Below are 22,453 nucleotides of genomic sequence, written 5' to 3'. Positions count from 1 at the left end.
CATGACCACCACCGCCACGATCCGCATGGCCAGCACCGAGGACCCGACGCCGAACACGTTCTGGGCCCGCCTCGGATCGGCGTTCGCGATGTTCCGCAACGCCAAGTCCATCACGGGCCTCGTCATCCTCGGCTTCTTCGTCCTCATCGCGATCTTCGCCGACGTGCTCGCACCGTTCTCGCCCACTCAGGTCGACAACACGGCGCGGTTCCAACCGCCGTCCGCCGAGCACTGGCTCGGCACCACCCATATCGGTGAGGACGTCCTCAGCCAGGTCATCTTCGGCACACGCGGCGTCATCGTCGTCGGCTTCCTCGCCGCGATCCTCGCGACCTTCATCGCCATCGTCGTCGGGGTCGTCTCCGGCTACGTCCGCGGGTGGAAGAGCGAGGGCCTCTCGGCGCTGACGAACGTGTTCCTCGTCATCCCGGGGTTGCCGCTCATCATCATCGTCGCGTCGATGTTCGAGGAGCCGCCGCTCATCCTCATCGCCGCCGTCCTCGGCATCACCGGCTGGGCCTGGGGCGCGCGCGTCCTCCGTGCGCAGACCATGTCGCTGCGCAACCGCGACTTCATCCAGGCCGCCCGCGCGAACGGCGAGCCGCTCCGCCGCATCATCACCGTCGAGATGCTGCCGAACCTCATGGCGCTCATCGCGGCGAGCTTCGTCGGCACGGTGACCGCCGCCATCCTCGGCCTCACGACGCTGTCGTACATCGGCGTCATCCCGGTGAACACGTACAACTGGGGCACGATCCTCAACTGGGCGAGCGCGCAGGGCGCGTTCCGCCAGAACCAGTGGTGGTGGTACCTGCCCCCGGGGCTCTGCATCGCCGCCATCGGGGTGGCGCTGTCGCTCATCAACTTCGGCATCGACGAGTACGTCAACCCGCGCCTGCGTTCCGCCGGCGAGCGCGCCCGCGCGATGAAGAAGAAGGGCCTGAACGTCAACGACGCCGTCACCGCCGTCCGTACCGTCGAGGTCCCCACCACTCGCCGGGAGGCCCGCGAATGACGAGTGTCGACATCGCCGACGCCTACCTCGACGCGTCGCTCTCCGTCGACGACCGCGTCGCCGACCTCCTCGGACGGATGACGCTGCCCGAGAAGATCGGGCAGATGATGCAGTTCGACGCCCGCGAGGACCTCGAGCACATCGTGAACGAGCGCCACGCCGGCTCGATCCTCCACACGTCCCCCGAGAAGGTGCTCCGCGCCGCCGAGCTCACCGCTCAGACCCGGCTGCGGATTCCGCTCCTCGTCGCAGAGGACTGCATCCACGGGCACTCGTTCTGGGAGGGAGCGACGATCTTCCCGACACAGCTCGGCATGGCGGCGTCGTGGGATCCCACCCTGGTCGAGCGCGTCGCCAAGGCGACCGCGGCCGAGGTGGCGGCCACCGGCATCCACTGGACCTTCTCCCCCGTCCTCTGCATCGCGCGCGACCTCCGCTGGGGCCGCGTCGGCGAGACGTTCGGCGAGGACCCGTTCCTCATCGGCGAGCTCGCCTCGGCGATGGTGCGCGGCTACCAGGGCGACGGCCTCGACGACCCCGACGCGATCCTCGCGACTGCCAAGCACTTCGCGGGCTACTCCGAGACGCAGGGCGGCCGCGATGCGAGCGAAGCCGACATCTCGCGCCGCAAGCTCCGGTCCTGGTTCCTGCCGCCGTTCGAACGCGTCGCGCGGGAGGGATGCCGCACCTTCATGCTCGGCTACCAGACCACCGACGGCGTGCCGATCACGGTGAACGACTGGCTGCTCAGCGACGTGCTCCGCGGCGAGTGGGGCTACACCGGCACGCTCATCACGGACTGGGACAACATCGGCCGGATGGTGTGGGAGCAGAAGGTTCAGCCCGACTACGCCCACGCTGCCGCCGCCGCTGTGAAGGCGGGCAACGACATGGTGATGACGACGCCCGGTTTCTTCGCGGGCGCCCTCGAAGCGGTCGACCGCGGGATGCTGTCCGAGGCCGACATCGATCAGGCCGTCTCGCGCATCCTGGCGCTGAAGTTCCGCTTCGGACTGTTCGAGAACCCGCGCCTGCCCGACCGGGAGCGCATCGCCGCCGTCGTCGCGCGGGACGACCACACCGACCTCAACCTCGAGATCGCCCGGCGCTCGCTCGTGCTGCTCCGCAACGACGGCACGCTGCCGCTGGCGCCCGCCACACGCCGCATCGCCCTCGTCGGCCCGCTCGCCGACGACGCGCAGACGCAGCTCGGCGACTGGGCGGGCTCCTCCGGGCAGGTCGATTGGATGCCGGACGGCCACCCGCGCGCGCAGATCACGACCGTCCTCGACGGGCTGCGAGAGCTCGCCCCCGAGGGCAGCACCGTCGAGCACGCGCGGGGCGCCGGCATCCTGACCCTCGCCGACGACCCCGCAGGTGTGTTCCCGGACGGGCAGCCACGACCGCCCGTCGTCGCACCCGAGGAACCGGACGCCGCGGAGATCGCCGAGGCGGTCGCTCTCGCGGAGCGGTCGGACGTCGTCGTCGCGGTCGTCGGCGATCGCATCGAGCTCGTCGGCGAGGGTCGCTCGACCGCGACGCTCGATCTGATCGGCGGGCAGCGGGCTCTCCTCGACGCCCTGGCGGCGACGGGCACGCCGCTCGTCGTCGTGCTGATGGCGTCGAAGCCGCTCATCTTGCCGGAGTCGGTGCGGAAGGCATCCGTCATCTGGGTCGCGAACCCGGGGATGCAGGGCGGACGCGCGATCGCGGAGCTGCTGCTCGGCGAGATCGATCCCGCAGGGCGTCTGCCGATCTCGTTCGCCCGCCACGCCGGCCAGCAGCCGACGTACTACAACCAGATCCGCGGCCAGCACGGCGACCGCTACGCCGACCTCACGCAGGAGCCGGCGTTCGCCTTCGGCGACGGGCTCTCGTACACGACCGTCGAGTACGGCGACGCGGAGGTCCTGACGCCCGTCGTTTCGGCCGGCGACACCGTGCGGGCGCGTCTGACGCTGCGGAACACCGGCGAGCGCCCGGCGCACGAGGTGGTGCAGGTCTACGTCCGCGACACGGTGACGTCGGTCAGCTGGGCCGACAAGGAGCTGAAGATGTTCCGCCACGTCGACATCGCCGCAGGCGACAGCGCCACGGTCGAGATCGACCTGCCGGCGTCGGAGTGCACGATCGTGGATGCGGCCGGCCGCCGCATCGTGGAACCCGGGGAGTTCGAGCTCCTCATCGGGCCGTCGTCCCGCAACGAGGTGCTGCAGGCGGTCTCGTTCGAGATCCGCTGACTACTTGAGCCCGGTCATCGTGATGCCCTGCACGAAGTAGCGCTGCAGGAAGAGGAACAGCAGCAGGATCGGAGTGACGACGAGCACGGACCCGGCCATCAGGAGCCCGTAGTACGTACCGTTCGAGCCGACCGAGTAGAGCGAGAGCGCGACAGGCAGTGTGTACATCTGCTCGGTCTGGGCGATCACCAGCGGCCAGAGGAAGTTGTTCCACGAGCCGAGGAACGTGAGGATCGCGAGAGTCGCGATCGGCGGGCCGCACTGCGGCAGCACGACTCGCAGGAAGATGCGGAACTCCCCCGCGCCGTCGATGCGGGCCGCCTCGATGAGCGCATCGGGGACGCCCATGATGAACTGCCGCATGAGGAACACCCCGAGCGGTCCCGCGAGGAACGGCAGGATGAGCGCCGGATACGTGTTGACGAGCCCCATGTTGGCCACGAGGACGAACATCGGGACCAGCGTCACAACACCCGGCACCATGAGCGTGAGCAACACCAGGCCGAACAAGACCTTCTTTCCGGGGAACTCCAGCTTCGCGAGCGCGTAGGCCACCATCGAGCAGAACACGATGTTCCCGAAGACCACGACGAGGGCGACGACGACCGAGTTCAGGAAGAACTGTCCGTAGTCGAGCTGCGTGAGCCAGCGCGAGTAATTGTCGAACGTCGCCTGCTCGGGCCACCACGTGATGGGACGCTGCAAGAGCTCGCCCTGCGTCTTGAAGCTGCCCAGCAGCATCCACATGAAGGGGGCCAGCGTGATGATCAACCCGATGGTGAGCGCGAGGTAGGTGAGACTCCGCGACCAGCCGGGCGAGCGCCGGCGCCGGCGCGGCGCGGCATCCGTCGTCACCGCTGCGTTCTCGGGCTCGGTCACCGTCGTGAGTGCCATGTCAGTTGTCCTTCGATCGCAGCAGCCGGAACTGCACCGCCGACAACGCTGCGATGAACGCGAACAGCACGTAGGCCGCCGCGGACGCGAGCGAGTAGTCGCCGTATCCGAACTGGTTGTAGACGTAATAGCTGATGGTCAGGGTCGAGTTCAGCGGGCCGCCTTGGGTCATGACGAACGGCTCCTCGAACACCTGCAGGAACCCCACCGACAGGAGCACCGCACCGAGCAGGAGTGTCGGGCGCATCAGCGGAAGCGTCATGTTCGTGAACCGGCGCCACGCGCTCGCGCCGTCGACCTCGGCTGCCTCGTAGACGTCCCGCGGGATCGCCTGCAGCCCCGCGAGGAAGATGATCATGAGCGTGCCCATGTTGCGCCAGGCGCCCATCAGGATGATCGACGGCATCGCCCAGAACGGATCGTTCAGCCAGTCGGGACCGTTGATCCCGACCCACGAGAGCACGGTGTTCAGCAGACCCGAGTCCTGCAGGATGAACTTCCAGACCACCGCGACCGCGACGATCGATGTCACGACGGGCGTGTAGAACCCGACGCGGAAGACGCTCCGGAACTTCTCGATCCCCGAGTTCAGGGCGACGGCCAGCAACAGACCGAGTGCCATGGTGAGCGGGATGCCGACGCCGACGAAGTAGAACGTGTTGACGATCGACTTCACGAACAGCTCGTCCTGGAACAGCGCGACGAAGTTGTCGAACCCGATCACGTTCACCGAGAACGGCGAACGGAGGTCCCGCACCCCGAGGTCGGTGAACGACATCGCCAACGACCCCACGAGCGGGCCCAGCATGAACACGGCGAAGATGACGAGGAAGGGCAGCGCGAAAACCCACGCCACCACCGCCGTTCGGCGTCGCTGGGCGGCGAATCCTCCTCGCCGCCCAGTCGTGCCCGTCGCAGCGAGCGCCACGATCCTTACCAGCCCGTGCCGAGAGACTCGGCCTTCGCGACGATGGCGGATGCCGATTCCTCGGCGCTGCTGCCGTTGGCGACCTTCTCGGCCTCGGTCTCGATGAACGCCGACATCTCGTTCCAGCTGGGAACCGACGGCGGGGCGACGGTGTTCTCGAGCTGCGCGTTGAGAACCGACAGCCGCGGATCCGAGGTGAACGGCTCGGAGTCGAGCGCCGAGGTCACCGCCGGCAGGGCGTTCACCGTCTCGAACCACTTCTGCTGGGTCTCGGGCTCGGACAGCCAACGGACCAGCTTCCAGGCGCCGTCGGCGTTCTTCGCGTCCTCGAAGACACCGAGGTGCCCACCACCGAGATAGGAATCGTTGTTGTCGGTGCCCGCCGGGACCGGCGCGGTTCCCACGTTCTCATCGACCCACTGGGCCGACTCCTGGTCGCCGAGCACGCCCACCATCCACGGGCCCGAGATGAACGTCGGGTTCGAGCCGTCGGCGAACGCGGCGGTCTGCGCGTCGCCGTACCCCGACATCGGCGCGAGCCCGTCGGTGAAGAACGACCCGTAGTACTCCAGCGCGTCGGTCAGCGCCGCCTCATCCCACGCGTACGCGTCACCTGCGTCGTTCAAGACCTCTCCACCGGCCTGCGCATAGAACGGGAGGATCACCTGGGTCGAGTCCTCAGCGTCACCCATGGGGAGTTGGATGCCGTAATCCGCCCCGTTCGCTTTCATCGCGGCTGCGAACGCCGTCAGGTCGTCCCACGTCTTCGGCGCTTCGACGCCCGCCTTCTCGGCGAGGTCCTCCCGGTAGTACATGACGCGCGTCTCGACGTACCACGGCACGGCGTAGGAGGTGCCTTCGACCTCGGTCGACTCGAGAGCGGTCTCGTTGAAGGAGTCCTCATCCACCAGGTCGTCCGGCACCTTGGCGAGGCCACCTGCAGCGACCATCGACGGCAGCAGCGACGAACCGATCATGATCGCGTCGGGCACCGTACCGGCGGCGACAGCCGTCTGGTACTTGGTCATGACGTCTGTCCACGGAATCGAGGTCACGGTGACCTTCGCGTCGGGGTTGTCCTTGACGAACCCATCGGCGAAGTCGGCGAGGTTCTCGCCTTCTTCACCCATCGCCCACACCTCGATGGCCCCCTTCGCCGGCGATTCGTCGACGGTCGCGGCCTCGCCACCGCCACCCTGACCGGCGTCATCCGCCCGACCGCACCCGGCGAGGGTGAGCATTCCGACCACACCGATGGCACTGAACGCGAGTGCCTTTTTCCGCATCTTCACGGGATCCTCCTCATCGAGTCTTGACGCCACGGCAGGTGAAAGGAAAAGTAACTTAGCAACTGCTCGCTTAGTTTGTTGAGCATAGACTGGCGCCACCCCACCTCGCAAGAGAGCAGGCCATGAGCAACGCATCCGAAGAGACCTCGCCCGACCTTCCCGAACGCCCCGATCTGCGCCGCGTGCGAGGCGACAAACGACGGACCACGATCCTCGAGACCGCCGTCGAGGTGTTCGGCGAGCAGGGGTATCGGGGCACATCGCTCCGCGAGATCGCGCGCCGCGTCGGCATCTCGGATGCGGGCCTCCTCCACCATTTCGGGTCGAAGGTCGGGCTGCTCGCCGCAACGATCGCCGCGCGCGACGACATCGACCGTGCTCGCCGCGAAGAAGCGGAGGCCGCCGGCGTCAGCTTCGTCGACACGATGCGCGAGCAGGTCGCCCGCAACACCGGCTCCCCCGGCCTCGTCGCCCTGCACGTCGTGCTGTCAGCCGAGGCCACCGACCCGCAGCATCCCGCCCACGAGTCGTTCCGCGACCGATACCGCGCCATTCGCCACCAGGATGACGAATCCTTCACGCGACTGCAGGACGAGGGGCAGCTCCGCACCGACCTCGACGCGAAGCGGATCGGTCAGCTCGTCACGGCGATGATGGACGGCCTGCAGCTGCAATGGCTGCTCGACCCGGAGGCCGTCGACATGGCGGGCCTGTTCGAGGACTTCTTGCGCCTCCTCGAGATCCCGGCACGCGACGACGACGCCTGAGGTCGGGCGCCGTCCCGAGCGCAGCCCGGCGGCGCACCGCACGGGTCAGCCGGGCGCGAGGCGGTACAGGACCTCGGGGCGGCCGCGCCTGCCGTACCGGTGCGAGACGGCGATGGCGCCGGATCCGGCGAGATGCGTCAGGTACCGGTGGGCCGTCGCGCGCGACATCTCGCACGCCGCCGCGACCTCGACGACGGACCGCCCCGTCGCGGCGTCCAGCGCCGCCAGGACGCGCTCCAGCGTCGTCGCCGCGAGCCCCTTCGGCAGTGCCCGCGACCCCGCCCGCGATGAGGACACGGTCCGGATGCCGCCGGTCGCCAGCAGGCGATCGATCTCGCCCTGTGCGAGGGGGCGCTCACGCCCGGCATCCGATCGCGCCTGCCGCTCTTCGCGATACCGCTCCAACCGCTCGCGGAGCGCAGCCTCGGTGAACGGCTTCACGAGGTACCCGACCACCCGGGCGGCGAGCGCCTGGCGCACCGTCGTCTGATCCTGCGACGAGCTGATGACGAGCACATCTGGGCCCGCATCGCCGAAGGTGCGCAACCGGTGCAGGACCTCGACGCCGCTGATGTCGGGGAGCCGCATGTCGAGGAGAACCAGGTCAACGCCCGACGCGCTCTGCGCGAGAGCGTCCCGGCCGGTCCCGGCGGCGCCCGCGACCGTGAACCCTGGCGCGGCGTCCACGAACCGGCTGTGCAGGGCGCGCGCGCCCTGATCGTCGTCGACGACCAGCACCCTGATCGACCGCCCGTTCACACCCGCTCCATCTCGAAGCCGAATCGTGCCCCGCCGAGGGCCGACGCGCCCACTTCGATCGTGCCGCCGCGCGACGTCACCGTCCGCCGCACCGTATCGAGGCCGTAGCCCCGACCGAAGCCCGACGCGTCGTCCTTCGTCGAGAAGCCCTGCGCGAAGATGCGACCGGCGAGCGTCGGATCGATCCCGGGGCCGTCGTCCTCGACGGCGCCGAGGAGGCGCCCCTCGGCATCCCGGAGCACGCATCGCACCCGCGTCGCGCCCGCCTCGCCGGCGTTGCGGCACAGGTTGGCCACGACCGAGACCGCCCCCTCGTCGAGGTCGCCGTCCAGAGTGAAATCGAACTCCGCCTGCGCCCCCAGCTCGAGGAGCTCCGCGCGCACCGTGTGCACGGCGGCCGATGCGACGGGCCCGCCGACCTCCGCGGCGTCGCCGACTGTCCGGACCGACGACACCTCTTCGATGTAGCCGAGCGCCGCGGCGGTGTCGCCCTGCGAGACGAGTCCGTGGACCACGTGCAGTCGCGTGCCGAACTCGTGCGCCTGCTCTCGAAGGGCGGCTGTCGTGCGGCGCATCTGCGCGTTCTCCACCGCGACCGCATCCGCTCGTCGGAATCGGCGCTCGACCGACGCTGTCAGCGCGGAACTCGCGAGCGACGCCACCACCAGGGCGCCGATCCCCCACGGGAGGAGAGCGGCGAGCGCCGCATCCCGATCGGCCGCGATGCTCGATTCGAGCACCCCGACGGCGACCATTCCCACCACGGTTCCGTCGCTCGTTCGCACCGGCACCTTCGCCCGCAGCGACGGCCCCGAGGCGCCCCGCTCGGTGCCGAGGAACGTCTCGCCGAGCAGCACGGAGGAGTTCGTCGTCTCGACCTGCACCCCGCGTTCCGTCGCGAGCGGATGCGTGATCCGGACGCCTTCGTCGTCGGTGATCACGACGTAGTAGACGCCCGCGGACTCCGCCACGAGCTCAGCGATGGGCTGCAGCGCCGTCGTCGCCGCGGCGAGGTCATCGGAGTCCGCGAGGTCGCCGGGGGTCCCGGCATCCGTCACCGTCGACAGCGTGGCGCGCACGTCGGCGAGGGCGGCGAGACTCCGCGCGACACCCATCACGCGCTCGGCGGTCGCCTCGCGGATCGTGCGCTCCTGCACCGCCATCGCCACGGCGACCGTCACCGACAGGGCCGCGAGGGTCACGACGGAGGGCAGCACGAGCAGCACCAGCCGGGCCACACGGGGCCGCCGCGGAGACGCCATCGTTCACCATTCCCGTCCGTGCGCGACGCGTGAGCGTTTAGACGCGTGAGCGTTTAAGAGAACAAGTGCCGAAGGATGCCGGTCCCGCACCGCGCGCTGTCATCCTAATTCGATCTCGCGGAGACGACGATGTCCGCGCGAATGGAGCAATGATGACCCAGACAGATCCCCCAGACGCCGCCCAGTCGGCGCCGCACCGTGATCGGCCGCGTCGTCGGTGGCGTGATCGCCGCCGCGGCCATCGGCACTGCTGCGGCCGGCTCGATCGCCTCGGCGAGCACCGGCAACGACATCAATGCGTCGATGACGATCGTGGCTCCCGCCGCCGCCGGTGGCGGCTGGGACGGCGTCGCCCGCGAACTGCAGCAGGCGCAGAAGGCGAACGGTCTCGTCAACAACGTGCAGGTCGTGAACATGCCGGGTGCCGGCGGCACGATCGCCCTCGGCAACGTCTCTGTGCTCGAGGGTCAGCCGAACAACATGCTCGTCGGCGGAACAGGTCTTCTCGCCGCGACGATCCAGTTCAACTCCGCAGCGACCCTCGACGACGTGACTCCGCTTGCGGTCGTCGTCGAGGAGTACGACGTCATCGTCGTCCCCGCCGACTCCCCCTACAAGACGCTCGACGACCTGGTCGCCGGGTGGAAGGAAGACCCGAAGGCGCTCCCTTGGACCGGCGGCGGATCGTTCGATCAGCTCGTCGTCACCGACCTCGCGATCTCCGCGGGCATCGACCCCGTCGACACGACGTACATCTCCTCCGATGGCGGTGGCGAGGCCATCCAGGCGCTCCTCAACGGCACGGCGAAGGCCGCGGCCGGCGGATACCCCGACAACATCGATCAGATCGAGGCTGGCCGGCTTCGCGCCCTCGCGCTCGTCGCCAAGGAGCCTGTCGACGGCATCGACATCCCCACCGCCGTGGAGCAGGGCTACGACGTCACGCTCACGAACTGGCGTTCGCTGTCTGCGCCCTCCGGCCTCACCGACGGCGAGCGCGACGCGCTCACCGAGCTCGTGCTCGAGAGCGTCGCGACCCCCGAATGGGCCGATGCGATGGAGCGCTATCACTGGACCGAACGCATCATCACGGGTGACGACCTCGACACCTTCCTGAAGGACGAGGAGACCCGCATCCGCGCACTCTACGAGGAGATCGGCCTGTGACCTTCCCCGCCAACCCCACCTCGGCATCCGCCGTCGTCGGCCAGCGTCTGCGCCTGGTCTCCGCCCCCGGCGCCGCCGCCCTACTCAAGGGCCTCACGATGCCCGTGATCCTCGTGGCCTTCGCGACGTACCTCGTCGTCGGCATCATCACGATGCGCGTCCCGGAGGGCACGGACTTCCCGGGGCCGCAGTTCTTCCCCGGCATCATCGCGGCCGGGCTGTACATCTTCGCCGTGACGCTCGCCGTCACCGCGATCCGAGAGATCCGCGCGACCCCCGACGCCCTCACCGCCGAGATCGAGGCCGAGCGTGCCGCCGCCGAGGGCGAGGAACCCGCGCGGCCGGTCCGCGTCGACCTCCGCTCGCTCGCCTGGGTCGCGCTTCCCTTCCTCGCGTTCGCGTTCCTGCTCGACGTCCTCGGCTGGATCATCGCCGCGGGCCTCCTCTTCTGGTGCGTGGCCAAGGCCTTCGGCGCGACGCGGTCCCTGCACAGCCTCATCGTGGGCTTCACGCTGAGCTCGCTCGCCTACATCGGTTTCGACATGGCCCTCGGGATGCCCCTCCCGTCCGGTCTCCTCGGAGGGTTCTGACATGGACGTCCTGACACTTCTCGGCCAAGGCTTCGCCGGCGCCCTCACTCCCGCGAACCTGCTGTGGGTCCTGATCGGATGCCTCCTCGGCACCGCCGTCGGCGTCCTCCCCGGCCTCGGGTCGTCCATGGCCGTCGCGCTGCTGCTGCCGGTCACCTTCTCGCTCGACCCGACCGCCGCATTCATCATGTTCGCCGGCGTCTACTTCGGTGGCCTGTTCGGGGACTCGACGATGGGCATCCTGATGAACACGCCGGGGCAGGCATCCGCCATCGCCTCGACGTTCGAGGGCCACAAGATGGCGCTGAACGGTCGGGCCGCCCAGGCTCTCGCCACGGCCGCCATCGGTGCGTTCATCGGTGGCATGGTGGCCTCGGTCGTCGTCGTGTTCGTCGCTCCGGCCCTCGCCGACTTCTCGAGCCGCTTCGGTCCCGCCGAGTTCTTCGCCCTCGCCGTCTTCGCCTTCGCGGCAACCTCCTCGGTGGTCGCCGACAGCGCCGTCAAAGGGCTCACGTCGCTCCTCATCGGCCTCGGTATCGCGGTCATCGGCATCGACGGCGTCTCAGGCGCTCCCCGCTTCACGATGGACTCCCCGAACCTCTTCGACGGCATCTCCCTCGTCACCGTCACCGTCGCGATCCTCGCTCTCGGCGAAGTGATCTACGTGGCCTGCCTCGAGCGGCACATGAAGGACAAGGCGCTCATCAAGCCGACCGGTCGCCCGTGGCTGAGCAGGCGCGAGCTCAGGGAAGCCGCCCCCGCCTGGCTGCGCGGAACCGCCATCGGGCTGCCGTTCGGCGTCGTCCCCGCCGGCGGCTCGGAGATCCCGACGTTCCTCGCGTACGGCCTCGAGAAGCGTCTCGACAAGCGGCGCAAGAACCCGATGTTCGGCAAGGGCGCCATCCGCGGCCTCGCCGCCCCGGAGGCTGCCGGCAACTCGACGACCGGTATGGCGATGGGCGCGCTCCTGGCTCTGGGCCTGCCGATCTCGGCGACCGCCGCGATCATGCTCGCCGCGTTCCGGCAGTACGGACTCCAGCCGGGGCCGCTGCTGTTCGATCGGGCTCCCGACCTCGTCTGGTCGCTGCTCGCGAGCTTCTTCATCGCGATGGTCGTGCTCCTCATCCTGAACCTGCCGTTCGCGATGGTGTGGGCGAAGCTCCTGCTGATCCCCCGCCCCTACCTGTACGCCGGCATCACGGTCTTCTGCGGACTCGGCATCTACGCGACGTCGGGGTCGACGTTCGACCTCGTCATGCTCCTCGCCATCGGCCTGCTCGGCTTCCTCATGCGGGCGCTCGACTTTCCCCTCGCACCGCTCATCATCGGGATGGTCCTCGGCCCTCTCGCGGAGACGAGCCTCCGGGATGCCGCGATGAGCGCGAACGGCGACTTCTCGGTGCTCGTGCAGGGCCCCATCTCGATCACGCTGTACGCCCTGCTCGCGCTCGTGCTGGTGTTCTCCGTCCGCAGCAAGGTCGTCGCCCGCAAGCGCGAGAAGGCGGCCACGAAAGAGCTCGTGGGCGCCTGATCTCCCACGACAGAAGGCCCCGGCGCGTGATGCGCCGGGGCCTTCGTCATGCGGGCGTCAGGGAGTCGGCATCCCGCCGTTGACGTTGAGGGTCTCGCCGAGCACGTAGCTCGATTCGGCCGAGGCGAGGAACACGTAGGCCGGAGCGAGTTCCGCGGGCTGGCCCATGCGCCCGAGCGGGGTCTGCTCACCGAACGACTCGAGCTTCTCGGGCGGCTGACCGTCGGTGACCTGGAGCGGCGTCCAGATCGGTCCGGGCGCCACCGCGTTGACGCGGATCCCCTTCGGTGCCAGCTGCTGGGCCAGCGCCTTCGTGAAGGCGTTGATCGTCGCCTTCGTCGAGGCGTAGTCGACGAGCGTCTCCGACGGCGAGTACGCCTGGATCGACGTCGTGTTGATGATCGTCGATCCGGCGGGCAGGTGCGGCAGGGCGGCTTTCGTGATCCAGAACATGGCGTCGACATTCGTCGTGAACGTGTCGTCGAACTGCTGGTCGTCGAGCGTCGCCAGATCCTCGTTGTAGATCTGCTTTCCGCCGTTGTTGACGACGATGTCGAGTCCACCGAGCGCGTCGACGGTCTTCGAGACCAGCTCGACGCAGTAGTCCTTCTGCTTCAGGTCGCCGGGGAAGGTGAGGACGGTCGCGCCGGCCTCGCGGAGGATGCCGGCGATGCGCTGCGCGTCCTCTTCCTCTTCGGGCAGGTACGACAGGGCGACATCGGCGCCCTCGCGGGCGAAGGCGATGGCCGTGGCCGCGCCGATGCCCGAGTCGCCGCCGGTGATGAGGGCCTTACGGCCCGCCAGGCGGCCGGTGCCGCGGTAGGTGTCTTCGCCGAGGTCGGCCTTCGGCGCGAGGTCGGCGTCGAGGCCGGGCTCCTGCTGGTGGCCCTTCTGGGGCTCGATCTCGGAGTAGAGCTCCACCGGGTTCGTGAACGTGTACTGGTCGCGTGACATCGTGCTCTCCTTCTTCGTGGTGGTCGTCGTGAGGTCGTCAGGAGCCGGTGGCGTCGTCGCCCACGAGCTCCCGGATCGTGAGGGCGGCGCGGATCAGCGCCAGGTGGCTGAGCGCTTGCGGGAGGTTGCCGAGGAACGCCCCGTCGTCGGGGTCGATCATCTCGGCGAACATCCCGACGTCGTTGCCGGTCTTCACCAGCTCGTCCATCGCGGCGATGCCCTCGTCGTGACGTCCGACGCAGACGAGCGCGGCTGCCCGCCAGAAGCCGCACGCGACGAACGTCGCCTCCTCGTCGCGCATGCCGGTGTAGCGGTACAGGTGCGGCCCTTCGCCGAGTTCTCCCGTGAGCGCATCGATCGTGCGCGACATCCGCTCGCCGCGGTCGAACCCGCTCAGCGAGTGCAGCAGAACGGATGCGTCGAGGTCGCGGCTGCCCTGCGCCATGACGTACGCGCCGCGGGACTCCGACCAGCCATGCTCATCGACCCACTCGCGGACGAGTGTCGCCTCGGCCGCCCAGCGCTCGCTGCTGCCGGGGATCTGCCCCAGCTCCGCGAGGGTGACGGCGTCGTTGAGGGCCTGCCAGCATCCCATCTTCGACGACACGTAGTGCCGCTCCTCGGGGAGCTCCCACATGCCCGAATCGGGGTTCCGCCACGCGTCGCACACCTGGTCGGCATACATCGACAGCATCCGTCCGGTCTCGACGTCGAGAGCGTTGCCCGCCTCGACGTAGGCGCGGCAGATGGCGAACAGATCGCCGTACACGCCGAGCTGCACCTGCTCGCGCGCGGGGTTGCCGGTCACGACCGGACCGATGCCCCGCCAGCCGGGCACGTCGTACTCCGTGACGTGCCCGTCGAGCTCCCCGTCGAGGGTGTACATGACGTGGAGCTCCGGACCGTGACGGCGGATCGTCCGCAGCAGCCACGAGATGGCGGCGTGGGTCTCTTCACGCAGACCGAAGCCGATGAGCGCGTCGACGGTGTAGGCCAGGTCACGCACCCAGGCGAGTCGATAGTCCCAGTTCTTGCCACCGGCGAGGTTCTCGGGCAGCGACGTCGTCGCGGCGGCCGCGATAGCGCCGGTGGGGCTGTGGATCAGGAGCTTCAGCATCAGCGCGCTCCGCTGCACATCCGTCGCCCAGGGGCCCTCGTACGAGAACTCCCGCGACCACGCGCGCCAGGCCTCGATCGTGCGGTCGATGCCGCGGTCGACGTTGTCGGGATCGGGGAAGTGGATCGGCTCGTCGTGCGTGCCGACGACGATCAGCAGGTGCCGAGTCCCCGCGCCCGTCGTGAAACCGCCCGCGAGTCCTGTCGCGATCCCGTCGGCCGACGCTGCCGGCTCCGGACCATGGTCGCGGCCGGTGACACCGATCGTCGTCAGTCCTGAGCGCAGGATGCTGCGACCGTTCGCCCGGTCGTGCCACGGCGCCGCGGTCTTCAGCGACGTGCCCGGCTGCACCCGCCACCGGAAGGCGACCTCGCCCTCGACACCGTCGACGCGGCGCGCGAGTTCCGACCACGGCAATCGCCCCGCGACGCCCGTGACGAGCGCGTCGGTGACCGTCGCCTTCCCCGACGAGGTCGTGAAGGTCGTGACGAGCACGTTCGTGCGCGGCAGATACCGGCGGCGCACCTCGTACTCCTCGACCGGCTCCATCTCGATGCACCCGCCCGCGTCGTCGTCGAGCAGTCGCCCGAAGATCGGCAGGTCGTCGATGCCGGGGAGCGGCATCCAGTCGATCTGGCCGCGCAACCCGATGAGGGCGACCGTCCGCCCGTCGCCGATCGGCGCGTAGCTGCGCAGGTCCTGACCGGGTGCGGAGTCGTCGAGGGGAGGCATCGCTCGAGTGTCACCCCGATGCCGACGAAGGGGATGCCGGTTGACACCCTGCCGACGATGTGTGACGCCCGGCGCGGGTAGCCTGGCCCCGTGCTCGTCCGCCTCTCCCACCCCGACGGCGTCGTCGTCGGCTGGCGGACCGTGCCGGAGACGGCCGGCAGCGGTCGCACTGCCGAGGCGCGCGTCGCCGGCCGGCACCTGCTCCGCGAGGCGCTGAGCCTGCTCGGGGTGGCGGACACCGGCATCCGCCAGCGATGCGAGGTGTGCGGGGGCGTCGACCACGGCCCGCTCCGGAGCGACGACGCCGCGATCAGCGTCGCGTACGCTCCCGGGGTGGTCGTCGCCGCGGCGGCTCACGCCCGGGCGATCGGAATCGATGTGGAGAGGGATGCCGGTACTCTCCCCGGCCTCGACGCCCTCTTCGCGCCGTCACCCCCGCCCGACGCGGGCGGGTGGACCGCCATCGAGGCGGCGCTCAAGGCCGACGGTCGCGGCCTCCGGGTCGACCCTGCCACCGTCGTCGTCGCGGACGGGCGTGCGCGGGTTCCGGACAACGACCGCACGATCGCCGTCCACCGCGTGACGGGGCCGGCGGGTTACGTCGTCAGCCTCGCGATCGATCCCGCCTGAACACGGCGTCGATCAGCCCGACCCGCTCGGTGATGGACGCGGGACGCGCCCCCCGCTTTCCGCCCTTCGGGAGGTCCGGCAGAGCAGTGTCGTCGAGCCACGCCGTGAACAGCGGGCCGAGAGCGGCGCCCGTCTGCTCCTCGGCGAGCGCGGTGAAGTCTGCGGTCGTGACGACCCCGAACCGGTGCCGGGTCGTCCATTCGCGCAGGAGCGAGAAGAACGGGTCGTCGCCCACGGTCAGCCGCAGCGCGTGTAGGGCCAGTGCGCCGCGGGTGTAGACGCGGTCGTCGAACATGAGGTCGGGACCCGGGTCGGACACGCGGAGGTCCTGCGGGAGCGCTGCGAGCCGGGCGTGGTGGGCGAGGGCGAGCCCGTGGGCGGTCGCCTTGCCCGACGCTTCCGACCAGACCCACTCGGCGTAGCAGGCGAAGCCCTCGTTGAGCCAGATGTGCTGCCAGCCCTCGACCCCGACGCTGTTGCCGAACCACTGGTGGGCGAGCTCGTGGGCGACGAGACGTTCGAGCGACCCGGCGCCGTCGATGTGGTTCGACCCGAAGATGCCCATGCCCTGCGCCTCGAGCGGGATCTCGAGCTCGTCCTGCGTGACGACGATCGTGTACTGCGGGAAGGGGTAGGGGCCGAACGACTCCGCGAACGCGCTCATCATGTCGCCGAGCAGGGAGAAGTCGGCCGCGGCGCGGTTCTCGAGGCCCGCCGGGTGGAAGAGCCGGCCGGGGACCCCGGCGAGGTCGACCGCGGTCTCTCGATAGGGCCCGATCTGGAGCGTCAGGAGATACGAGGGCGTCGGGGTGTCGATCGTGAACGACCAGGCGTCGCGCCGCCCGGCTCGCGCGCGGGTGCCGGTCGCACCCGTGACCACTGCGTACCCGGGGTCTGTCGCGACCCGGAGCGCGTACGTCGACTTCTCGCACGGCAGGTCGTTGCAGGGGAACCAGGTGGGCGCTCCGGTCGGCTGCGAGGCCACGATGAGGCCGTCCTCGAGCTCCTCCCAGCCGAGGAGACCCCAGCGGGTCCGACGCGGCTGCGGTGCTCCCGCGTAGGTGATCGCGATGCGTGCCGTGTCGCCCGCTGCCAGCGGGGTCGAGAACGTCACGCGCACCTTGCGATCCGTCTGCCGGAACGACGCGCGCGTATCGCCCGCCACCTTCACGCGGCTGACGCGCAGTCCGACGAGGTCGAACGCGGCGGAGCGGATCTCCTCGCGCGCACGGATGTCGATGGTCGCCGTCGCCGTCAGACGATTGCCGGCGAGCTTGTAATCGAGATCGAGGTCGTAGTGCACCGCGGCATAGGAGCTGTCGCCGCTGACCGGTGTGTACGGGTCGACGATCATCCTTCCGCGTCCTGGTACGCGCGGACCTTGACCGCACGCCACGGTCCGATGGGGTTGCCGCTCCAGCGGCTTCCGGCGGGCACGGTCTCGCCGCGCATGACGAGGGATGCCGGGCCCACCGTCGCGTCCGCGGCGATCGTGGCCGCGGGCAGGACCACCGAGTGCGGCCCGAGGGTCGCCCCCGGTTCGAGGGTCACGGTGTCGATGCTCATCACACGATCATGGAACAGATGCGTCTGAACCACACATCCGCGGCCGACCGTCGCGCCGTCGCCGAGGGTGACGAGGTCGGGTTCTGGGAACCAGTAGCTGTCGGTCCAGACGCCGCGGCCGATCTTCGTCCCGAGGGTCCGGAGCCACACGGCGAGCGCCGGGGTCCCCGACGCCGGCGAGGCGAACCAGGGGGCGGCGACCATCTCGGTGAAGGTGTCGGCGACCTCGGTCCGCCACACGAAACTCGACCAGAGGGGGTGCTCCCCCGGGCGGATCGGCCCGACCAGCACCCACTTCGCCACGGTGGTGATGCCCGCCGCGACCGCGCCTGCCGCGAGGAGCACGGCCCCCGACGCCGCCAGCGCGACGCCGAGGCCCGCGACCTCGACGATGGCTGCGAACACGAGCAGCACCGCGAGGCCGAGCGCACACGTGACGACGACGGGCACGAAGCGGAGGAGCTCCCAGAGCGTCCGGGCGACACGCAGCCGCGGGTGCGGTCGATACGTTCGTTCGAGGTCCGCCTCGTTGACCACGCGGCGCAGACGCACGGCCGGTGACCCCAGCCACGACGAGCCGGCCTTCGCCTTCTCGGGCGCGACGGACAGGACGGCGATGAGACCGTCCTTCGGCACCCGGTGGCCTCCCGCCGCGAGCCCCGAGTTGCCGAGGAACGCGCGCTTGCCGATGCGGGCCGGACCCAGCCGCATCCACCCCCGGTTCAGCTCGTAGGTGCCGACCATCGTGTCGTCGGCGAGGAAGGCTCCGTCGTCGATCGTCGTCATCGCGGGGATGAGGAGAACAGTGGATGCCTCGACCTCCCGCCCGACCTTGGCGCCCAGCATCCGGAGCCAGACGGGTGTGAAGAGGCTCGAGTAGAGCGGGAAGAGGAGAACCCGCGCCGAGTCGAGGATGCGCTCGGTGGTCCACGCCTGCCAAGCGACGCGACTGCGGACGGGGTGGACGCCCGGGGTCATCCCGAGCGAGAGGAGCCGCACGACGAGCACGACGGCGCCGGCGAACAGCACGCCCGCCGTGAGGACGCCGGGCACGAGCATCGCCAGCAGCGGCGGCACGGCTTCAGCGATCGTGTCGGCCTCGCGGGCGCCCGCCGTGACGACGGCGCCACCCGCGGCGAACGCGAGGAACGGGAGAGCGCCCAGGAACGCCGAGGACACGCCGTACGCCCAGAGCCACCGGCGCCCGGGCGGAGGCGGGGAGGGGGCGAACGGCGTCGACGTGCCGCCGATGCGCGCGGCCGGCGAGCCGGCCCATCGCTGGCCGGCGCGGACCCGGCCGAACACGGCCGAGCCGGGGGCGACCTCGGCGCCGCGCCCGATCTTCGTGCCCGGCGCGAGCGTGCTGCGGGCGCCGACCGTGGCGCCGGCGCCGATGCGGATCGATCCGATGCGGACCGTGTCGCCGTCGATCCAGTGCCCGGCCAGGTCGACCTCGGGTTCGATCGCGGCGCCGGCACCGATGTGGAGCATGCCGGTCACCGGCGGCAGGGTGTGGAGGTCGACGTTCGTGCCGATCTTCGCGCCCAGCGCGCGGGCGTAGTAGACGACCCAGGGTGCCCCCGCGAGGCCGACCGGATCGATCTGGTGCGCGATCTGCTCCGCGAGCCACAGCCGCAGGTGCACGCCGCCGCCGCGCGGGTAGTCCCCCGCTCGGACCCCGGCGAGCAGCAGCCGCGCGGCGGCGGCCGAGATCGCCATCCGCCCGAACGGAGTCGCGAACACGAGGAGCAGGAGGATGACGGCGACCGGCGAGGTCTCGGGGAGGAAGTCGAAGCCCGGGCCGAGCTGCAGCAAGACGCTGGCGGTCAGCAACCAGGTGATCCAGCGCGCCCCGCTCAACACGAACAGGGGGAAGCCGAGAAGCGTCTGCAGCAGCTGCATGCGACGCGGGGTGGGCCGGGCGGAGCTGTGACCTCCGGCATCCGCCCCGTCGTCGGAGGCGTCGTCGACGGCGTCGGCCATGCGCCGGAGCTTCGGCCGGTCGTACACGTCGGCCATCGTGAACTCGGGTGCGCGCGAGCGGATCCGCGACACGAGCTGCGCGGCGGCGAGCGATCCGCCGCCGAGCTGGAAGAAGTCGGCATCCTCGTCGCCCGGGCGCGCACCGAGGACGGCGAACCACTGCTCGGCGAGCCAGGCCGCCGTGCCGGAGAGGTGCGAGTCGGCTGCGCCGGTGTCCTCGAGCGGCCACGGCAGGGCGGCTTTGTCGACCTTGCCCGAGGTGCGGACCGGCAGGTCGGGCACCTCGGCGAGGAGCGGGATGAGGGGTGCCGGCAACGCCTCGGCGAGCTGGGCGCGCGCGGCGACCCGGTCGAACCCGTCGCGCGGCACGACGTAGCCGACGAGGACGGCCGCCCCCGAGTCGGTCTTCTGCACGACCACGGCGGCGCCGGCGATGAGGTCGAGGTCCTGCAGGGCCGCCTCGACCTCGCCGAGCTCGATGCGCCTCCCGCCGATCTTCACCTGATCGTCGACGCGCCCCTGGAAGACGAGGCCCTCGGGGTCCGCCCGCACCATGTCGCCGGAGCGGTACGCCCGCTCCCAGCCGAGGGTGGGCATGGCGGCGTACTTCTCGGCGTCCTTGGCCGGGTCGAGGTAGCGCGCGAGCCCGACCCCGCCGATGATGAGCTCGCCGACCGCACCGGGAGCCACCGGCATCCCGTCGGCATCGACGACCGCCAGCGACCAGCCGTCGAGGGGCAGCCCGATGCGGACCGGCCCCTCGCCGCCGAGGAGCGCCGCGCACGCGACGACGGTCGCTTCGGTGGGTCCGTAGGTGTTCCAGAGTTCGCGTCCCTCGCCGACGAGCCGCGCGACCAGTTCGGGCGGGCACGCCTCGCCGCCGAAGATCAGGAGGCGAACGTTCTCGACCGTGTCCTGCGGCCAGAGCGCCGCGAGCGTGGGCACGGTCGAGACGACCGTGATGCCGTGCCCCACCAGCCACGGCCCGAGGTCCTCCCCCGAGCGGACGAGCGCGCGCGGCGCGGGGACGAGGCAGGCGCCGTGGCGCCACGCGAGCCACATCTCCTCGCACGAGGCGTCGAAGGCGACCGACAGCCCCGCGAGCACCCGATCGCCCGGTCCGAGCGGCGCGTGCTGCAGGAACAGGCGCGCCTCGGCGTCGACGAACGCGGCCGCCGAGCGGTGGCTCACCGCGACGCCCTTGGGCACTCCCGTCGAGCCCGAGGTGAAGATGATCCACGCGTCGTCTTCGGGCCGCGGCGGCTCCTCCGCGCCGGGTTCCCCGACCGGGTCACCGTCCGAGGCGACGAAACGTCCGTCGAGACCCACCACGCCGCGGACGCGCGCCTCGCCGAACACGAGGTCGGCGCGCTCCTGCGGGTCGTCCGCGTCGACGGGGACGTACGCGGCGCCCGCGGCGAGCACCGCGAGGATCGACAGGTACAGCTCGCGCGATCCCGACGGCATCCGCACTCCGACGCGATCGCCGCGACGGACTCCGGCGGCACGCAAGCGCGACGCGCGACGGACGACCTCGGCGAGGACCTCGGCGTAGCTGAGCGCACCGGCGGCGTCCTCGAGGGCGGACGACTCGGGATGCCGCGCCGCGGTCGCCCGGAGGATGTCGATCAGTGTGCGGGGCTCGGGAGCCTCGCTCGATCGGTCGAAAACATCGTGCACAGCGTCGCCGTTCGGGTGGGGGCCGGTGTCTCTGCACGGAGTGCCGAGGCCACACAGGGTAGCGGGTCGAAAGAAACAGCCCGTGCCCGCCCCACCGGCATCCGCTCAGGCGGCCGCTTCGACCCGCTCCGCGAGACCGTCGATCGCTCCCCGGTACTCATCGAGCATGCGGTCCGCGCCCATCCGCGGCCGGGCGGCCAGCGCTGCGGCCCGATAGTCCGGACGGCGGGCGATGACCTTCGCCCATGCCCCCGCGATGGCCTCCGCGTCGTGAGGGGTGACCAGCCCGATCCCCGCCACGACGTGCGCCGAATCCCCCACGGCGGTCGTGACCGGGGTCGCCCCGCTCGCGGCGCCCTCGATGAGGCAGAGGGGCGACGCCTCGCCGAACGCGCTCGTCAGCGCGACGATGTCGGCCGCGCGGTAGACGCGCGGCATGTCGTCGCGAATACCCAGGCGGTGGATGCGCTCGGCAGGGGCGCCCGCCTCGGCGATCGCCGCCGTCAGCGCCGCGTTGTCGTCGGTCATTCCCGCTCCGCACATGAGGTACTGCGCACGGCTGTCCTTCGCCGCGTGCGCCCGGACCGCGCGGAGGAACAGCCCCGGGTCCTTCATCGCGTCGAAGCGCGCCGCGAAGAGGACGACAGGAGCGGTCGGCGCGATGCCGAGGCGGGTGCGCAGCGGCATCCGCTCGTTCGGCTTCGGACGGTAACGCGCGAGGTCGATCCCGTTCGGGATCACGAGGCGCTGCACGGACGGCGGGGTGAACCGCGCGTACGCGTCGCTCGTCGACTCGGCGCACGAGATGGTCGAGGTGAGACGACCGGATGCCGCCAGCTCCCCCAACCAGCGCATGGCTGCGCCCGAGTGGGTCGGGTCGGAGCGGTGCAGGCACGCCGCGATGGGTACGTCCGGCAGCAGCCCGTGGGCATCGAGGGCGAGCAGGAGCCCGAGGGGCTGCTCCTTGAGCGTGAGGATCACGTCGGCCTGCGCGACGGCGGCGGCTGCGACCTCGAGCTCTGCGGGCGTGAAGCTCTCGGGATCGGGGGCGACGGCGCTCGCCTCTCGGCCGAGATCCGAGACGTCGATGCCGGCCTCGCGCAGCCAGCGGTACCTCGGGTCGTCCGTCATGGGCTGCATCGCGCCCTCGCGACGGGCCTGCGAGGCGATCGACAGCACCGCATGGTCGTGCGAACCGTCGAGATGCAGTCCGGTCACGACGTTCGTGTGGAGCACCCGGGCACCGCCGGCGAACAGACCTTCGTAGAGCGAGAGGATGCGAGGACGACTCATTCCCCCATGCTCAGGGGGCATCTCGCGACGGCGATGAACCGCAGATGACCATCACG

17 protein-coding genes are annotated in these 22,453 nt (G+C 70.5%); 7 read left to right on the top strand and 10 right to left on the bottom strand.

Annotated features, from left to right (window positions below; all coding sequences use genetic code 11):
- Position 1 precedes the first annotated feature (1 nt).
- Positions 2 to 1,015 (top strand): ABC transporter permease, encoded by a 1,014-nt coding sequence (locus ABQ271_RS04360; protein WP_349310300.1) that lies wholly within the window; start codon positions 2 to 4, stop codon positions 1,013 to 1,015.
- Positions 1,012 to 3,255, top strand: coding sequence for a glycoside hydrolase family 3 N-terminal domain-containing protein (locus tag ABQ271_RS04355; protein WP_349310299.1), 2,244 nt, complete (start codon positions 1,012 to 1,014; stop codon positions 3,253 to 3,255). Before ABQ271_RS04360 ends, ABQ271_RS04355 begins: the two co-directional genes overlap by 4 nt.
- On the opposite strand, the gene ABQ271_RS04350 is transcribed toward ABQ271_RS04355, so the two are convergent.
- Genes ABQ271_RS04350 through ABQ271_RS04340 form a run of 3 tightly spaced genes read right to left on the bottom strand, consistent with a single transcriptional unit; the run spans position 3,256 to position 6,363 of the window.
- A complete protein-coding gene (locus ABQ271_RS04350; protein ID WP_349310298.1) occupies positions 3,256 to 4,149 on the bottom strand; it encodes a carbohydrate ABC transporter permease in 894 nt (297 codons plus the stop codon).
- Between the two features lies 1 nt (position 4,150).
- Complete coding sequence (locus tag ABQ271_RS04345) at positions 4,151 to 5,077, bottom strand: sugar ABC transporter permease (protein WP_349310297.1); 927 nt, start codon at positions 5,075 to 5,077, stop codon at positions 4,151 to 4,153.
- Between the two features lie 5 nt (positions 5,078 to 5,082).
- Entirely contained in the window at positions 5,083 to 6,363 is a 1,281-nt protein-coding gene (locus ABQ271_RS04340) for an extracellular solute-binding protein (protein WP_349310844.1), read from the bottom strand.
- 125 nt (positions 6,364 to 6,488) lie between these two features.
- Here ABQ271_RS04340 and ABQ271_RS04335 point away from each other — a divergent pair, with 125 nt between their 5' ends.
- Positions 6,489 to 7,133, top strand: a complete 645-nt coding sequence (locus ABQ271_RS04335; protein WP_349310296.1) for a TetR/AcrR family transcriptional regulator — start codon at positions 6,489 to 6,491, stop codon at positions 7,131 to 7,133.
- Between the two features lie 45 nt (positions 7,134 to 7,178).
- Here ABQ271_RS04335 and ABQ271_RS04330 read toward each other — a convergent pair whose 3' ends face one another.
- Positions 7,179 to 7,892, bottom strand: a complete 714-nt coding sequence (locus ABQ271_RS04330; RefSeq protein WP_349310295.1) for a response regulator — start codon at positions 7,890 to 7,892, stop codon at positions 7,179 to 7,181.
- A complete protein-coding gene (locus ABQ271_RS04325; RefSeq protein WP_349310294.1) occupies positions 7,889 to 9,154 on the bottom strand; it encodes an ATP-binding protein in 1,266 nt (421 codons plus the stop codon). The genes ABQ271_RS04330 and ABQ271_RS04325 overlap by 4 nt, the downstream gene beginning before the upstream one ends.
- A gap of 198 nt (positions 9,155 to 9,352) precedes the next feature.
- On the opposite strand from ABQ271_RS04325, the gene ABQ271_RS04320 reads away from it, so the two are divergent.
- The 3 genes from ABQ271_RS04320 to ABQ271_RS04310 are packed head-to-tail and all read left to right on the top strand — an operon-like array spanning position 9,353 to position 12,442.
- The gene (locus ABQ271_RS04320; protein ID WP_349310293.1) at positions 9,353 to 10,321 is read left to right on the top strand and encodes a tripartite tricarboxylate transporter substrate-binding protein; all 969 of its coding nucleotides are present in this window, start codon (positions 9,353 to 9,355) and stop codon (positions 10,319 to 10,321) included.
- Entirely contained in the window at positions 10,318 to 10,911 is a 594-nt protein-coding gene (locus ABQ271_RS04315) for a tripartite tricarboxylate transporter TctB family protein (protein WP_349310292.1), read from the top strand. Before ABQ271_RS04320 ends, ABQ271_RS04315 begins: the two co-directional genes overlap by 4 nt.
- 1 nt (position 10,912) lies before the next feature.
- Positions 10,913 to 12,442 carry a tripartite tricarboxylate transporter permease gene (locus ABQ271_RS04310; RefSeq protein WP_349310291.1) on the top strand — a complete coding sequence of 510 codons (1,530 nt, stop codon included), beginning with the start codon at positions 10,913 to 10,915 and terminating at the stop codon, positions 12,440 to 12,442.
- 57 nt (positions 12,443 to 12,499) lie between these two features.
- Here ABQ271_RS04310 and ABQ271_RS04305 read toward each other — a convergent pair whose 3' ends face one another.
- Positions 12,500 to 13,396 (bottom strand): SDR family oxidoreductase, encoded by an 897-nt coding sequence (locus tag ABQ271_RS04305; RefSeq protein WP_349310290.1) that lies wholly within the window; start codon positions 13,394 to 13,396, stop codon positions 12,500 to 12,502.
- Between the two features lie 37 nt (positions 13,397 to 13,433).
- On the bottom strand, positions 13,434 to 15,245 hold the full coding sequence (locus tag ABQ271_RS04300) for a glycoside hydrolase family 15 protein (protein ID WP_349310289.1): 1,812 nt from the start codon (positions 15,243 to 15,245) through the stop codon (positions 13,434 to 13,436).
- A 90-nt stretch (positions 15,246 to 15,335) separates the two neighbouring features.
- Here ABQ271_RS04300 and ABQ271_RS04295 point away from each other — a divergent pair, with 90 nt between their 5' ends.
- On the top strand, positions 15,336 to 15,875 hold the full coding sequence (locus ABQ271_RS04295; protein ID WP_349310288.1) for a hypothetical protein: 540 nt from the start codon (positions 15,336 to 15,338) through the stop codon (positions 15,873 to 15,875).
- Here ABQ271_RS04295 and ABQ271_RS04290 read toward each other — a convergent pair.
- The 3 genes from ABQ271_RS04290 to ABQ271_RS04280 all read right to left on the bottom strand — a co-directional run bounded on the left by ABQ271_RS04290 (position 15,850) and on the right by ABQ271_RS04280 (position 22,397).
- Positions 15,850 to 17,229, bottom strand: coding sequence for a M1 family metallopeptidase (locus ABQ271_RS04290; RefSeq protein ID WP_349310287.1), 1,380 nt, complete (start codon positions 17,227 to 17,229; stop codon positions 15,850 to 15,852). The two genes, ABQ271_RS04295 and ABQ271_RS04290, sit on opposite strands and share 26 nt — an antisense overlap.
- Positions 17,226 to 21,104, bottom strand: coding sequence for a Pls/PosA family non-ribosomal peptide synthetase (locus tag ABQ271_RS04285; RefSeq protein WP_349310286.1), 3,879 nt, complete (start codon positions 21,102 to 21,104; stop codon positions 17,226 to 17,228). Before ABQ271_RS04285 ends, ABQ271_RS04290 begins: the two co-directional genes overlap by 4 nt.
- Positions 21,105 to 21,209: 105 nt before the next feature.
- The gene (locus ABQ271_RS04280; protein ID WP_349310285.1) at positions 21,210 to 22,397 is read right to left on the bottom strand and encodes a glycosyltransferase; all 1,188 of its coding nucleotides are present in this window, start codon (positions 22,395 to 22,397) and stop codon (positions 21,210 to 21,212) included.
- Positions 22,398 to 22,453: the final 56 nt, after the last annotated feature.

This window comes from Microbacterium sp. MM2322, from assembly GCF_964186585.1.
GTDB lineage: Bacteria > Actinomycetota > Actinomycetes > Actinomycetales > Microbacteriaceae > Microbacterium.
This window is presented reverse-complemented; position numbering and strand designations above follow the sequence as displayed.